12 protein-coding genes, 1 pseudogene and 1 riboswitch are annotated in these 12,988 nt (G+C 28.8%); of the genes and pseudogenes, 7 read left to right on the forward strand and 6 right to left on the reverse strand.

Annotated elements, in window-relative coordinates:
• Window positions 1-178: 178 nt before the first annotated feature.
• Window positions 179-2,539, reverse strand: a complete 2,361-nt coding sequence (gene ppsA / locus KJQ97_RS07250; protein ID WP_214120409.1) for a phosphoenolpyruvate synthase — start codon at window positions 2,537-2,539, stop codon at window positions 179-181.
• Between the two features lie 55 nt (window positions 2,540-2,594).
• On the opposite strand from ppsA, the gene ppsR reads away from it, so the two are divergent.
• On the forward strand, window positions 2,595-3,413 hold the full coding sequence (gene ppsR / locus KJQ97_RS07255) for a posphoenolpyruvate synthetase regulatory kinase/phosphorylase PpsR (protein WP_214120410.1): 819 nt from the start codon (window positions 2,595-2,597) through the stop codon (window positions 3,411-3,413).
• Window positions 3,414-3,546: 133 nt separating this feature from the next.
• Window positions 3,547-4,389, forward strand: coding sequence for a catalase (locus KJQ97_RS07260; protein ID WP_214120411.1), 843 nt, complete (start codon window positions 3,547-3,549; stop codon window positions 4,387-4,389).
• Between the two features lie 49 nt (window positions 4,390-4,438).
• Here KJQ97_RS07260 and KJQ97_RS07265 read toward each other — a convergent pair whose 3' ends face one another.
• From KJQ97_RS07265 to KJQ97_RS07285, 5 genes and pseudogenes are all read right to left on the reverse strand, one after another.
• Window positions 4,439-5,611 (reverse strand): NRAMP family divalent metal transporter, encoded by a 1,173-nt coding sequence (locus KJQ97_RS07265; RefSeq protein ID WP_214118343.1) that lies wholly within the window; start codon window positions 5,609-5,611, stop codon window positions 4,439-4,441.
• Complete coding sequence (locus KJQ97_RS07270) at window positions 5,611-6,348, reverse strand: 5-oxoprolinase subunit PxpA (protein ID WP_214118341.1); 738 nt, start codon at window positions 6,346-6,348, stop codon at window positions 5,611-5,613. The genes KJQ97_RS07265 and KJQ97_RS07270 overlap by 1 nt, the downstream gene beginning before the upstream one ends.
• Window positions 6,338-7,261 (reverse strand): 5-oxoprolinase subunit C family protein, encoded by a 924-nt coding sequence (locus tag KJQ97_RS07275; protein WP_214120412.1) that lies wholly within the window; start codon window positions 7,259-7,261, stop codon window positions 6,338-6,340. The genes KJQ97_RS07270 and KJQ97_RS07275 overlap by 11 nt, the downstream gene beginning before the upstream one ends.
• Window positions 7,258-7,917, reverse strand: a complete 660-nt coding sequence (gene pxpB, locus KJQ97_RS07280; protein ID WP_214120413.1) for a 5-oxoprolinase subunit PxpB — start codon at window positions 7,915-7,917, stop codon at window positions 7,258-7,260. The genes KJQ97_RS07275 and pxpB overlap by 4 nt, the downstream gene beginning before the upstream one ends.
• A 30-nt stretch (window positions 7,918-7,947) precedes the next feature.
• Window positions 7,948-8,724 (reverse strand): annotated as a pseudogene (locus KJQ97_RS07285) (putative hydro-lyase); the annotation flags it as partial.
• A 216-nt stretch (window positions 8,725-8,940) separates the two neighbouring features.
• Window positions 8,941-9,041: riboswitch (TPP riboswitch) on the forward strand.
• Between the two features lie 41 nt (window positions 9,042-9,082).
• On the opposite strand from KJQ97_RS07285, the gene KJQ97_RS07290 reads away from it, so the two are divergent.
• Genes KJQ97_RS07290 through thiD form a run of 5 tightly spaced genes read left to right on the forward strand, consistent with a single transcriptional unit; the run spans window position 9,083 to window position 12,828 of the window.
• Complete coding sequence (locus KJQ97_RS07290; RefSeq protein WP_214120415.1) at window positions 9,083-10,216, forward strand: cytosine permease; 1,134 nt, start codon at window positions 9,083-9,085, stop codon at window positions 10,214-10,216.
• Complete coding sequence (thiM, locus tag KJQ97_RS07295; RefSeq protein ID WP_214120416.1) at window positions 10,179-10,973, forward strand: hydroxyethylthiazole kinase; 795 nt, start codon at window positions 10,179-10,181, stop codon at window positions 10,971-10,973. Before KJQ97_RS07290 ends, thiM begins: the two co-directional genes overlap by 38 nt.
• The gene (gene thiE, locus KJQ97_RS07300) at window positions 10,957-11,574 is read left to right on the forward strand and encodes a thiamine phosphate synthase (protein ID WP_214120417.1); all 618 of its coding nucleotides are present in this window, start codon (window positions 10,957-10,959) and stop codon (window positions 11,572-11,574) included. Before thiM ends, thiE begins: the two co-directional genes overlap by 17 nt.
• Window positions 11,550-12,104, forward strand: coding sequence for a beta-phosphoglucomutase (locus KJQ97_RS07305; RefSeq protein WP_214120418.1), 555 nt, complete (start codon window positions 11,550-11,552; stop codon window positions 12,102-12,104). Before thiE ends, KJQ97_RS07305 begins: the two co-directional genes overlap by 25 nt.
• Window positions 12,073-12,828: a bifunctional hydroxymethylpyrimidine kinase/phosphomethylpyrimidine kinase gene (gene thiD, locus KJQ97_RS07310; RefSeq protein WP_214120419.1), complete on the forward strand. Its 756-nt coding sequence runs from the start codon at window positions 12,073-12,075 to the stop codon at window positions 12,826-12,828. The genes KJQ97_RS07305 and thiD overlap by 32 nt, the downstream gene beginning before the upstream one ends.
• The last annotated feature ends 160 nt before the right edge of the window (window positions 12,829-12,988 follow it).

Genomic DNA, 12,988 nt, shown 5'->3' on the forward strand with positions numbered 1-12,988 from the left:
ACATAGAATTAAATTAAATAAAACCTAGAAAGAACATTTAGCTTAAATGCTCTGTTTAAGTTTTGATTTGTGAAATAAAGCTCGTATTCTATCTCTTTAAGCTTAAATTATTCTTAAAGTTTGAAAAAAAATAAATTTACATTGCTTTTTTGTTTTTAGCAATGTAAATTAACTATTTTTAAATACTAGCTAGGCGTTTTGAAGTGCTAATAACGCTATCAGGATTAAGCGACATTGAGCTAATGCCTTTTTGCTTTAGCCAAACGGCTAAATCTATATGATCACTTGGACCTTGACCACAAATTCCTACATATTTATTTGCTTTTTTACAAGCTGTAATTGCTCTTTCTAACATAAATAAAACCGCTTCATCTCTTTCATCAAAATCAGCCACTAAAATATCCATTCCACTATCTCTATCAAGTCCTAAAGTAAGCTGGGTTAAATCATTGCTGCCTATACTAAAACCATCAAAATATTCTAAAAACTCATCGCATAAAATAGCATTACTAGGCACTTCGCACATCATAATCACTCTTAAGCCATTTACACCACGCTTTAAGCCATTTTTCGCTAATAAATTTATAACTGAATTTGCTTGTGATAAAGTCCTTACAAAAGGCACCATAATTTCAATATTATTTAACCCCATTTCATCTCTTGCTATTTTTAAAGCTTCACATTCAAGCTTAAAGCATTCCGCAAAATTAGGAGCTAAATATCTACTTGCACCTCTAAATCCTAGCATAGGGTTTTCTTCGTGCATTTCGTAAAATTCTCCGCCTAATAATTTTCTATATTCATTAGTCTTAAAATCACTAAGTCTAATAATCACAGGTTTAGGATAAAAAGCAGCCGCAATTGTAGCTATACCTTCGGCTAATTTTGATACAAAAAATTCTCTTGCATTAGCATAGCCTTTACTAGCTTCATTTATTTTATTTCTTAAATCATCATTTATATTTTCGTAATCTAAAATAGCATTAGGATGAATGCCTATGTGATTATTTATAATAAACTCAAGTCTAGCAAGTCCTACACCATCATTTGGCATTTGTGCGAATTTGAATGCTAATGCAGGATTTCCCACATTCATCATTATTTTTACACCGCAATTTTGCATTTCAAATTCTTCATTTTCAATTACTTCGTATTTTAATGCCCCTTCATAAACCCTACCTTCATCTCCATGAACACAACTAACGCTTACTAAATCTCCATCTTTTAATATAGTTGTAGCATTGCTAGTGCCAACAACTGCACCAATTCCTAGCTCTCTTGCAATAATTGCTGCATGACAAGTCCTACCACCCCTATTTGTAACTATTGCTGCAGCTTTTTTCATAACAGGCTCCCAGTTTGGATCTGTCATATCAGTAACTATTACATCTCCAACATTTACACGAGAAATCTCACTAATATCATTTATAACCTTAACTACCCCAACGCTTATTTTTTGTCCTATTGCTCTACCTGTTATTAGGACTTTTGATTCTTCTTTTAATTTATAGCTTATATCTTTTTTCTTTTGAGATTGAACGGTTTCAGGTCTTGCTTGAAGTATATAAATCTTACCATCTAATCCATCTAATCCCCATTCTATATCCATAGGTCTTTTATAATGCTCTTCTATAATTAAAGCATATCTTGCAAGTTCGTTTATTTGCTCATCATTTAGGCTAAATTTATCTTGCATATTTTTAGCTACATCTACTACTTTTACGGCGTTTTCTCCTGCTTTTCTTTCTTCTTTAAATTCCATTTTAATTAGCTTTGAGCCGATTTTTCTTGAAATTATTGCTTTATTATTGTTTTTTAGGCAAGTTTTTGATACATAAAACTCATCAGGATTCACCGAGCCTTGAACCACACATTCGCCTAATCCATAAGATGAAGTGATAAATACAACATCTTTAAATCCACTTTCAGTATCAAGGCTAAACATAACCCCGCTACTTCCTTTATCGCTTCTTACCATACGCTGAATACCAGCACTAAGCGATACTTCAAAATGTGAAAAACCCTTATGCACCCTATAAGAAATCGCCCTATCATTATAAAGCGATGCAAAAACCAAACGGATTTTATCCAATATATCATCAATTCCACTAACATTCAAAAAAGTTTCTTGCTGACCAGCAAAAGAAGCATCAGGCAAGTCTTCTGCGGTAGCTGATGAACGAACAGCAAAAGTGCCTAATCCATCACTATCTAATTCTTTATAAAACTTAATGATTTGCTCTAAAAATAAAGGCTGAAAATTAGCTTTAGTTATTAAGCTTCTAATTTTTGCACCACACTTAGCAAGTGCATCTAAATCATCAGGATTTAAATTCTTTAACTCATTAGTAATTATTTCATCTAAATTATTGTATTTTAAAAAATCTCTAAAAGCTTGTGCTGTAGTTGCAAAACCATCAGGCACTCTAACCCCACTACTAGCAAGATTTGAAATCATCTCGCCTAAACTAGCATTTTTACCACCAACTATTTCTACATCGCTCATTCTAAGTTTTGAAAAAGCTAAAACATATTCCATTTTCACACTCCTTTTTGATAGAATTATTTTATTTTAACAAGCAAGGATAACTTAAATGAAACAATTAAATAAAAAAATTGTGTTTTTTATAAGTGATGGAACAGGAATAACCGCTGAAACATTTGCTCACTCGGTATTAGCTCAATTTGAAGATGAATATGTTTTCACACAAATTAGAGAGCCTTTTATAAATACTGAAGAAAAGGCTATTAAGGTTGCAAATAAAATTAATGAATTAGCAAAAACCGATATTCCGCTAGCATTTAGCACTTTAATTAATGTAAATATTGCTAATCATATTAAGAATTCTAATTGTGTTTTTATAGATTTATTAGAGCCTTTTGTTAGCTTAATTTCAAATAAATTAAATGTAAAACCTAGCATAAAACAAGGTCTATCTCACTCAAACACTCATAATAAAAATTATCAAAATAGAATAGAAGCTATTAATTTTACTTTAGAGCACGATGATGGACAATTCATCTACGCACTTGATAATGCTCAAATAATTTTAATAGGGGTTTCAAGATCAGCAAAAACACCAACTAGCCTTTATCTTGCTATGCAATATGGAATTAAGGTAGCAAATTATCCACTAACTCCTGATGATTTTAAGGCTTGTGCTTTGCCTAATGCTTTAAAACCTTATAAAAACAAGCTTTTTGGTCTTAGTATAGACCCATATCGCCTAAGTGAAATACGCAACGAAAGGCTGCCTAATTCTGAATACGCAAGTATAATTAATTGTAAAAATGAAGTAAAAAATGCGGAATTTTTAATGAAGATAAACAATATCCCATTTTTAAATATCACAAATAAAAGCATAGAAGAAGTAACTTCTACTTTATTAGATATATTTGACATACATAATTAATTATTACTTAAAAATAATTATTAATTATTAATATTTATCTTATAAGATTTTTTATATTTATATTAATGAAGAAATTGCTGCAAAAGAATATGATGCTCAAAAACTAGCAGATATTATTGTAAAGTTGAATGTTATGGGAGATAAAAGCAAAAAACCAAATCATCATAAGGGTTTTTGCGTAAGTGGAGTTTTTAAGCCAGATAGTAATATTAATGAATATTTTAACATTGAGCTATTTAAACAAAAAAGCATACCTGTAAATGGAAGAGTTTCTTTAGGTGGTGGTGAATTAAATGATAAAAGTAAAGCAAGGGGTTTAGCTATTAAGCTAGAAGGAGATAATGATAATTGGACTATGGTAATGCTAAGCAATCCAATTAATTTTGCAAAAACTCTAAAAGAATTTGGATATTTTCACGAAATGCAATTACCTGATGAAAATGGTAATGTAAATAAAGAAAAAATAAAACAAGCTTTTAGCGAAGTTCAATCTTTTAAAAATTTTGCAGAATATACTAAAAATATAGGGTTTTCAAAAAGCGTTGCTAATACTCAATTTTACAGCGTTCATACTTTTTTCTTTGATGATAAAAACAATAACAAATTTCCAGCTAGATGGACTTTTAAACCAAAAGATGGAGTTAAATTTTTAAGCGAAGAAGAAATAAAAACAACAAGTAATGATTATTTAGCAAAAGATTTTCAAGAAAAAATAAAAAATGCTCCTATTGAATATGAATTATTTTTTACATTACCAAATGAAAATGATGAATTGTATTCAACAAATGCTTTATGGCAAGGAGAACACAAGCAAATTTTCGCAGGGACTTTGCAACTTACACAATATAATGGCTTAGATTGCAATCTTGATGTATATTTTCCTTGGGATATGGCAAAAGGAGTATATGAGCCAAAAGATGAACTTTTTATACCAAGAAACGAAGCTTATGTAATAACTTTTGGTTATAGACAATAAGCTAAAGGGGTTTTAGAATTTGAAATATTAATTTCAAATTCTAATTATTTTAAGAGTTTATATATTTCATTAAAGTTACATAGCACAAATACGCCATAGCAATGGTAATTAACCAACCTATTAAAGCAAGTAGTTTAGAGTGTTTATAATCTCCTACTATGTTTTTCTTATAAGCTGCAATTAATATCACACATAAAGCAATAGGCAATATAAAACCATTTAAAGTCCCTACCAAAATTAATACTGCAGTTGGTTTTCCTATAGTTGAAAATACTAAAGTAGAAAATATAATAAAAGCTATTATTATATTGTTTTCATTCTTTTTAAGCCAAGGACTAAAGCTTGATATAAAACTAACTGATGTATAAGCACAGCCAACCACTGAAGTAATAGAAGCAGCCCAAATTACAATACCAAAAACAACACTACCAAAATTACCCAAAATATATTCAAAAGGAGTAAGAGCTGGATTGTTAGGATTTAAACTAACGCCTAAAGAAATAACCCCTAAAACTGCTAAAAATAAAAATACCCTAATAATACTAGCTATAATTATTCCTGAAACCGAACTTTTACTAACTTCTTTTAGATTTTCAACACCACAAATCCCCGCATCAAGTAAGCGATGAGCACCTGAAAAAGTAATATATCCGCCAACCGTTCCGCCTATTAAAGTAACCAAGCTTAAAGCATCAAATTTTGATGGAGCAAATGTCTCAATAGCTACTTCTTTTAAAGGTGGATTTGATTTAAACACAATATAAATTATTATAAGTATTAATATAGCACCTAAAATCTTAGCAAATCTATCCATATGTGCACCTGCGTCTTTATTAATGAAAATACCTATAGCAATTACTGCACTAATACAAGCTCCTAAAATAGGATTTATCCCAAAAATAGTCTCAAATCCAAGTCCAGCACCTGCAATATTACCTATATTAAATGCAAGTCCACCTAAAATTATCAAAAATGATAATAAATATCCTACACCTGGAAAGACCTTATTAGCAATATCTTGAGCTTTTAATTTACTAACTGCAATAATTCTCCATACATTAAATTGAACCCCAATATCCATTAAAACCGACATTAAAATAATAAAAGCAAAACTAGCCCCTAAGCTTTGCGTAAAGCTAGCAGTTTGAGTTAAAAATCCAGGTCCAACTGCTGAAGTAGCCATTAAAAATGCAGCACCTAATATAGCTTTATTATTTTTCATTAATTACTCCTTATGCTTATATTGTTTTCTTCTAAAGTTTTTTTGATTTTTTGTGCGAATAAAAGTGCTTTTTTGCTATCTCCATGAACGCATAAACTATCAGCTTTTATATTAATTTTTTTACCATTTTCACTGATTACATATGAATGTTTTATCATATTTAATACTTGATTTATTGCTTCATCTTCATTTTCAATTAAAGCATTTTCTTTAGTTCTTGATACTAATAAACCATCATCTGTATATCTTCTATCAGCAAAAACTTCACTAATACTATTAATACCTACATCATTTGCTGCACTAATTAAACAAGAATTGCTAAGCCCCATTAATGCTATATCTTTGCCTAATTTTGCAACTTCTATTGCAATATTTTTTGCTAAGTCTAAATCAACACAAGCCATATTATATAAAGCTCCGTGTGGTTTAACATAGCTTAATTTTACCCCTACTAATTCGCACATTTGCTTAATCGCACCAAATTGATAAGCAAGTAGTGCTTGTAATAATTCTTTATTTAAATTCTCATTAGTTCTTCCAAAATTTGCCCTATCATTAAAGCTTGGGTGAGCTCCTATTCTTAGCTTATATTCTTTAGCTTTAATTAAGGTATTATATATTTCTTTATATCCGCCAGCGTGAAGCCCACAGCATACATTAACAGAGCTTATTAAAGCTAATATCTCATCATCATTTTGCATACCTTCAGCTAAATCTGAATTAAAATCAATTCTCACTTGCATACTCCTTTATTTGATTTATATGTGAAATTCTTTCTTTTTTTGCCATTAGAGCTTCTTCAATACTTACTAATTCAAAACTAATCTTAGAATTAATTCTACTTTGAGCAAAAAGCCCTAAATCAGCTTCAATTACTTGAGCAATTTTTGGATAACCGCCTGTTGTTTGTGCGTCTTTTAATAAAACTATAGGCTCTCCACTACTTGGCACTTGAATAGTTCCTGCACTAACTCCGTGAGATGGCAAGCTTAATTCATTGATTAAATTAAGTTTAAAATCACTATTTAGCCTATATCCCATTCTATTACTTGAGCTTGATATATTAAATTCTTGATTTAATAAATTATGCTTTGCTTCATCACTAAAAAGCTCCCATTCAGCACCTTTAATTATTCTTATTTTATCTCTTGGTTTTATCCTAGATACTGCTATTTGAGATAAATTCATTCTTGAACCTATGCTTAATTCATCGCCTACTTTTAATGCTCTACCATTAAATCCACCAAAAGATGCGCTAAGATTTGTAGAAGCTGAATTAAGAACAAAATCAGCACTAAAACCACCATAAGCACAAATATAAGCACACATTCCTGACATAGCTCTTATTAATCTAAGAGTTTTTCCTGCTTCAATTCTAATTCTATAATTATTATGAATTGGCTTTTCATCTATGAATGCTTCATAATTTGCCCCTGTGATACAAAAAGTCATTGCCTTATTGCAATATATTTCTATCCCACCTAAAATCACTTCAATTGCAGGTGCATTTAAGTCATTTCCTAATAAAGCATTACCTAACATAAAGCTCCACTTATCTAAAGCCCCACTCTCATTTACCCCATAACCTTTATACGAAAACCTACCTAAATCTTGGATAGTTGCAATTGATGATATTTTTGTAATTTTCATAATCTCTCCTTAATGCTATTGATTACAAATTTTAATCTATCACCTGCTTTTAAAAGGCTCGGATTTTCGCTATTTACATCAAATAATTTTGCCTTTGTATTTCCTATGATATTCCATCCACCTGGACTTTGATAAGGATATATTCCTGTTTGAGCTCCGCCTATACCAACCGAACCTGCTGGAATTTTAAGTCTTGGGGTGCTAAGCCTTGGAGTGTGTAAAATCTCATTTAATCCACCCAAATATGCAAATCCTGGTTGAAAACCTATAAAATAAACATCATAAATAGGCTCGGCGTGTAATTTAGCAAACTCACTCATACTCATACCTTTAGCCTTTGCAATTACTTTTAAATCAAGTCCTAAATCCCCACCATAATCAACAGGAATTTCAATCAATCTTCCTGATAGCTCTAGTGGTTTAGTGCTAGTAATTAACTCATTTAATTTACTTTGTAAATCTAATAAATCTTTATAATTTAAATCACTTGTTAAGACATAAAGAGTATTCATTCCGACCACTACTTCTTTTATATAAGGCATATCTTTAATTACTAAATTAAGTGCATAGCATAGGCGTTGTTTTTCTATGCTTATTGGAGGCTCAAGATATAAAAGCAATGAAGTTTCGCTTGTAATTTTAAATTTGTTATACATAATCATCCTTTAAATTTATTTTTTTTAATACTAAAACACACTATATTCGCTATCTTTTCTATCCGTTACAAACATATATCCAGGAGAATGAGTTATCATAATATCAGGCTTACTAGTAAGTGCTATGCTTTGCGGAGTTACCCCACAAGCCCAAAATACACATTCTTCATCAGGATAAATAGTAGATGCGTCTCCAAAATCAGGATTATTAATATCTTTAATACCTATTACACTAGGATTTCCTATATGAACAGGTGCTCCATGCACGCTAGGATAAAGAGCTGTTGCGGTTGTAGCTTTGATTAAATCTTTATGTTTAATTGGTCGCATTGAAACAACCATTTTTCCATAAAACTTACCAGCACTTGCACAATCAATATTTGTAATATACATAGGCACATTATGATCTTCATCAATATGTCTTAAAGGTATATTGTGATTTAATAAAGCTGCTTCAAATGAAAACGAACAACCTATTAAAAAACTCACATAATCATCTTTAAAATGATTAATAATATCGCTTGTCTCTTCTACTAATTCACCCTTTTTATATATTCTATATTTAGGAATACTCGTTCTAATATCTGCATTATTTGCACTTGTTTTTGTAAGATATTCTCCCGCGTCTAAGACTTCAATTAAAGGACAAGGTTTAGGGTTTCTTTGACAAAATAATAAAAAATCATAAGCATCACTTTTAGGCAAAATCGCAAGATTAGCTTGAACATAACCTTTACAAACCCCTGCTGTAGGTTTATTGAATTCATTTTTAGAAATTAAAGCTCTTAACTCTTCTGGTCTCATTTTTTCTCCTTTTTGAAATTGTAGTGTGAAAAAATGTGAAGAAAAGTAAAAATATAAAAAACTTAACTAAAATTGTTACAAAATTACACAATTAATTATATATAAAATAAGTATTAAATATATTGATTATTTATATTAAAAATTAAGAAATTATTGCAATATAACAAATAATTATTGTAATATTTTATATATCTATTTCATAACTAATTTTAATTAGAATAATGATTTTAGGGGAGCGAAAGCTGAGAGTAGGCGTAATAGTCTTGACCCTTTGAACCTGTTTGGGTAATGCCAGCGTAGGGAGATACAAATTTTTAATCCTTTCTTAGCATTCCCATAAATTGATTTTATGGAGAGTTGTATGAGTAATTTTTTCTTGTGGCTTGGAGCTAGTATTTCGCTAGCTGAAATTGAAGCCGGTAGTTTATTTTCAGGTCTTATTTTAAGTGATTCTTTATTTGCTATATTTTTTGGGCATTTTTTAGGTGGAATTTTATTTTTTGCTATGATATATATTAGCACTAAACTAAAATGCAATGCTATGGGTAGTCTTAAATATTTTTACTCACAAAATGGCAAAATATTCTTTTCATTTTGCAATTTTCTAGCTTTAATTTGCTGGAGTGCAGTTATGATTATGAGCGCAACAATACTACTAAATGGACTATATCCAAATACAAATTTTAACTTAGTAGCAATTTTGTTATCATCACTTTTAATAATATGGCTATTCTTAAAACAAAATTTATTAATGTTAATAAATAATTTTATAGTTTGCATACTTTTTTTGATAGTAATTTATATTTTTTATAACTTAATTAATCTTAATTTAAACCAAATAGAAGTTAATAAAATAAACTTAATAAATGCTATTGAACTAAGTATTGCTATGCCAATTTCTTGGCTTGCATTAGTTGGTGATTATACAAAATATTTTAAAAATCCAATAAAAGATAGCTTAATAGCTTCAGTTGCGTATTTTCTAGGAAGTTCACTTATGTATATAATTGGATATTTAACTATGAAATACTATAGCAACCTTTCTAGTTTTTTAATCACTTTAAAATTATCAATGTTAATAATATTTTTGATTATTTTTTCAACAATAACAACAACATATTTAGACATTTTTTCAGCTAATGAAAGTATTAAAAATATAAATAATAAATTTGGTAATAAAATTACAATTTTATTAATAATCTTTATTGCTTTATTAATAGCTATTTTTATACCCTTTTCTTTATATGAAAATTTTTTATATACATTAAGTTCAGTATTTTTACCTATGGCATCGGTTATGGTATGTGTATATTGTTTTAAACTAAAAAATTCAGCTAAATTAAATTTTTTAATTTGGTTTATTGGATTTTTAATTTATCAAATACTGATTTATTTTGATTTTTTAGCATCAATTTTAACTTTTTTAATCATTTTAATTTTAACCTTAGGAGGAGAATATGTATCAAAACATTATGCAAAAAACAAGAAATCATAAAACTTTAGTAGAAAGTATTACAAATTATGTAACGATAAATGACTCAGCTAACGCTATTTTAGCTGTTGGTGGCTCACCTATTATGGGAGATTTTTATGAAGAAGTTGGCGAAATTGTTACAATTAGTAATGCGGTTTTGCTAAATATCGGGCAGTTAAACGAAAATCTAATAAAAGCCCATAAAAACGCAGCCTTAAAGGCAAATGAATTAAATATTCCTATTGTTTTTGACCCCGTTGCAGCAGGAGTTAGTAATGCAAGAAATAATTTATGTAAATATTTAATGCAAAATATAAAGTTTTGTGTAATTAAAGGCAATGCAAGCGAAATAAATTATCTAGTAAATAAAAAATTAAATACAAGTGGCTGCGATAGTAGTGATGAAATAAATCAAAATGATTTAGAAAAATACATTGATTTTGCTAAAAAACATAAAACTATTTTGGTAATCACAGGTAAAAATGATTTTATTATCAGCAAAACGAATGTTTTTATACTAAGCAATGGCTCAGCAATGCAGACGAAAATCACAGGTGCAGGTTGTATGCTAGGCAATATCTTAGCCGTTTTTGTTGGGGCAAATGATGATAAATTAAATTCCGTAATCACAGGTATAAGTGCATTTAATATAAGTGCTGAAATAGCCGAAACTAAAGCAAATGGCACTATGTCGTTTAAAATGCACTTAATTGATGAGTTAAGCAAAATTGATGGAACTACCATAAAAGAAAGGATAAAAATTGAAAAACTTAGATGAAATTTTAAGATTTTATGCAATTAGTGATGATATATACACTAAAGAAGATGAATTATTAGATATTTGTGAGATTTTATTTGCAAATCATGTAACTTGCTTTCAAGTAAGAAATAAAGCGAATAATTATAGCCTTAATACACTTTTAAAATTAAAAAATCTTTGTGAAATAAAAAAAGTAGCTTTAATAATAAACGATGATTTAGACCTTGCAATTAAGCTAAATGCTGATGGTATTCATCTAGGACAAAGCGATATAAACAAAAATCTAAAAATACCAAAAAATATATTTTTAGGAATAAGTGCAAGTAATTATGAAGAAGCGTTAAAAGGCTTACAATTAGGAGCGAATTATCTAGGCATTGGAGCAATTTATGAGAGCAATACTAAAAAAGATGCAAAAATGCTAAGCAAAAATGACCTAATAAAAATAGTGCAAGAAATAAACATTCCTAAAGTGGCAATAGGAGGATTAAATTATCAAAATATAGACAATTTAAAAGAATTTAAAATAAAAAATATAGCTTGTATAAGTGCGATTTATGAAAATCAAAATTATAAAGCAAATTGCGAAAAATTATGGAAAAAGATTTCTCTTTTATAATTGACCTTGATGGCGTAATCATTGATAGCGTTGGCTTTTGGCAAGAATTAGCTAATGGATATAATTTAGATGATTTAAGTTTTTATGATGGGCTTAAAAAAATTGATGAATTAAACAAAACTAAATTAAGTAAAAAAATTATTAAAACTTGCATTGATTTTTATAGCAAAGAAGCTAATTTATGTATAGGTGTAAATGAGTTTTTAGCCAAATTTAGAGCTTATAAAAAGTGTATTTATACAGCTAGTCCATTTGCAAAACTTGTTTTAAAAAGATTTGATATTTTAGATGAATTTGTTTTCATTCAAGATGAAAGAAAATATTTAAAAACTACTCAAATAGCTTTAAAAACTTGTATGAATAAGCTAAATACTAATAAATTTATTTTAATTGATGATAGCTCTAAAATAATTGATTTAGCTAATAAAAACGACATTTTTAGCATTGGAATCAATTGCGAAAATGCAAAAATAAACATTAAAAACATAGGAGAATTAAATGAAAAAGATATTAAGTATAGCTGGAAGTGACCCATCTGGTGGGGCTGGGTTGCAAGCTGATATAAAGACAATTCAAGCTCATAAAATGTATGCAATGAGTGTAATTACAGCCTTAACTGCTCAAAATACTAGCGGAGTTTTTGGCGTTTTAAGGGTTGATGCAGATTTTATAAAAGCTCAAATAAAAGCTTGTTTTGATGAATGTGAAATAGATTTTATAAAAATCGGAATGCTTTATGATGAAGAAATTATAAATTGTGTTAAAAATACTCTAAATGGATATAGTAAAATCGTATTAGATCCAGTAATGGTATCTACAAGTGGTGCAAGATTGCTTGATGAAAGGGCAATTAATGCTATAAAAGATTTTGCAAAAAATGTTTATTTGATTACTCCAAATTTATATGAAGCTGAAGTTTTGTTGGGCGAAAAAATCACAAATGAAAAAGATGCAATAAATGCAGCAAAAAGTCTAGAAAAAACTCTAAATTGTAAGGTTTTATTAAAAGGCGGGCATTTAAAAGCAAGTGATTTTTTAAGCGAAAATGGTGAAATTACTATTTTTAAAGGCGAAAAAATAAAAAATATTGTAACTCACGGCACGGGTTGCACTCTAAGCTCTGCAATTGCTTGTAATTTAGCTTTAAACGAAGATATTAAAACAGCTTGTAAAAATGCAAAAGATTATGTAAGTAATGCTTTAAAAAATAGCTTTAATTTTAATTACAAAGTAAAATTATTAAATCATTTTTAGCATTATAGTTTTAAGCTTTAATTTTAAAATATGTTTTTTGAAATTAAAGCTCTTAACTCTTCTGGTCTCATTTTTTCTCCTTTTTGAAATTGTAGTGTGAAAAAATGTGAAGAAAAGTAAAAATATAAAAAACTTAACTAAAATTATTACATGTAAAATA

The organism is Campylobacter sp. 2018MI01 (genome assembly GCF_018501205.1).
Taxonomy (GTDB): Bacteria; Campylobacterota; Campylobacteria; order Campylobacterales; family Campylobacteraceae; genus Campylobacter_E.

Coding starts and splice junctions, on each gene's coding strand:
- pxpB (WP_214120413.1), bottom strand. CDS start 7,917: ATGTATAACAAATTTAAAATTACAAGCGAAACTTCATTGCTTTTATAT.
- thiM (WP_214120416.1), top strand. CDS start 10,179: ATGTATCAAAACATTATGCAAAAAACAAGAAATCATAAAACTTTAGTA.
- KJQ97_RS07265 (WP_214118343.1), bottom strand. CDS start 5,611: ATGAAAAATAATAAAGCTATATTAGGTGCTGCATTTTTAATGGCTACT.
- thiD (WP_214120419.1), top strand. CDS start 12,073: ATGAAAAAGATATTAAGTATAGCTGGAAGTGACCCATCTGGTGGGGCT.
- KJQ97_RS07260 (WP_214120411.1), top strand. CDS start 3,547: ATGGGAGATAAAAGCAAAAAACCAAATCATCATAAGGGTTTTTGCGTA.
- KJQ97_RS07290 (WP_214120415.1), top strand. CDS start 9,083: ATGAGTAATTTTTTCTTGTGGCTTGGAGCTAGTATTTCGCTAGCTGAA.
- KJQ97_RS07275 (WP_214120412.1), bottom strand. CDS start 7,261: ATGAAAATTACAAAAATATCATCAATTGCAACTATCCAAGATTTAGGT.
- ppsR (WP_214120410.1), top strand. CDS start 2,595: ATGAAACAATTAAATAAAAAAATTGTGTTTTTTATAAGTGATGGAACA.
- ppsA (WP_214120409.1), bottom strand. CDS start 2,539: ATGGAATATGTTTTAGCTTTTTCAAAACTTAGAATGAGCGATGTAGAA.
- KJQ97_RS07305 (WP_214120418.1), top strand. CDS start 11,550: ATGGAAAAAGATTTCTCTTTTATAATTGACCTTGATGGCGTAATCATT.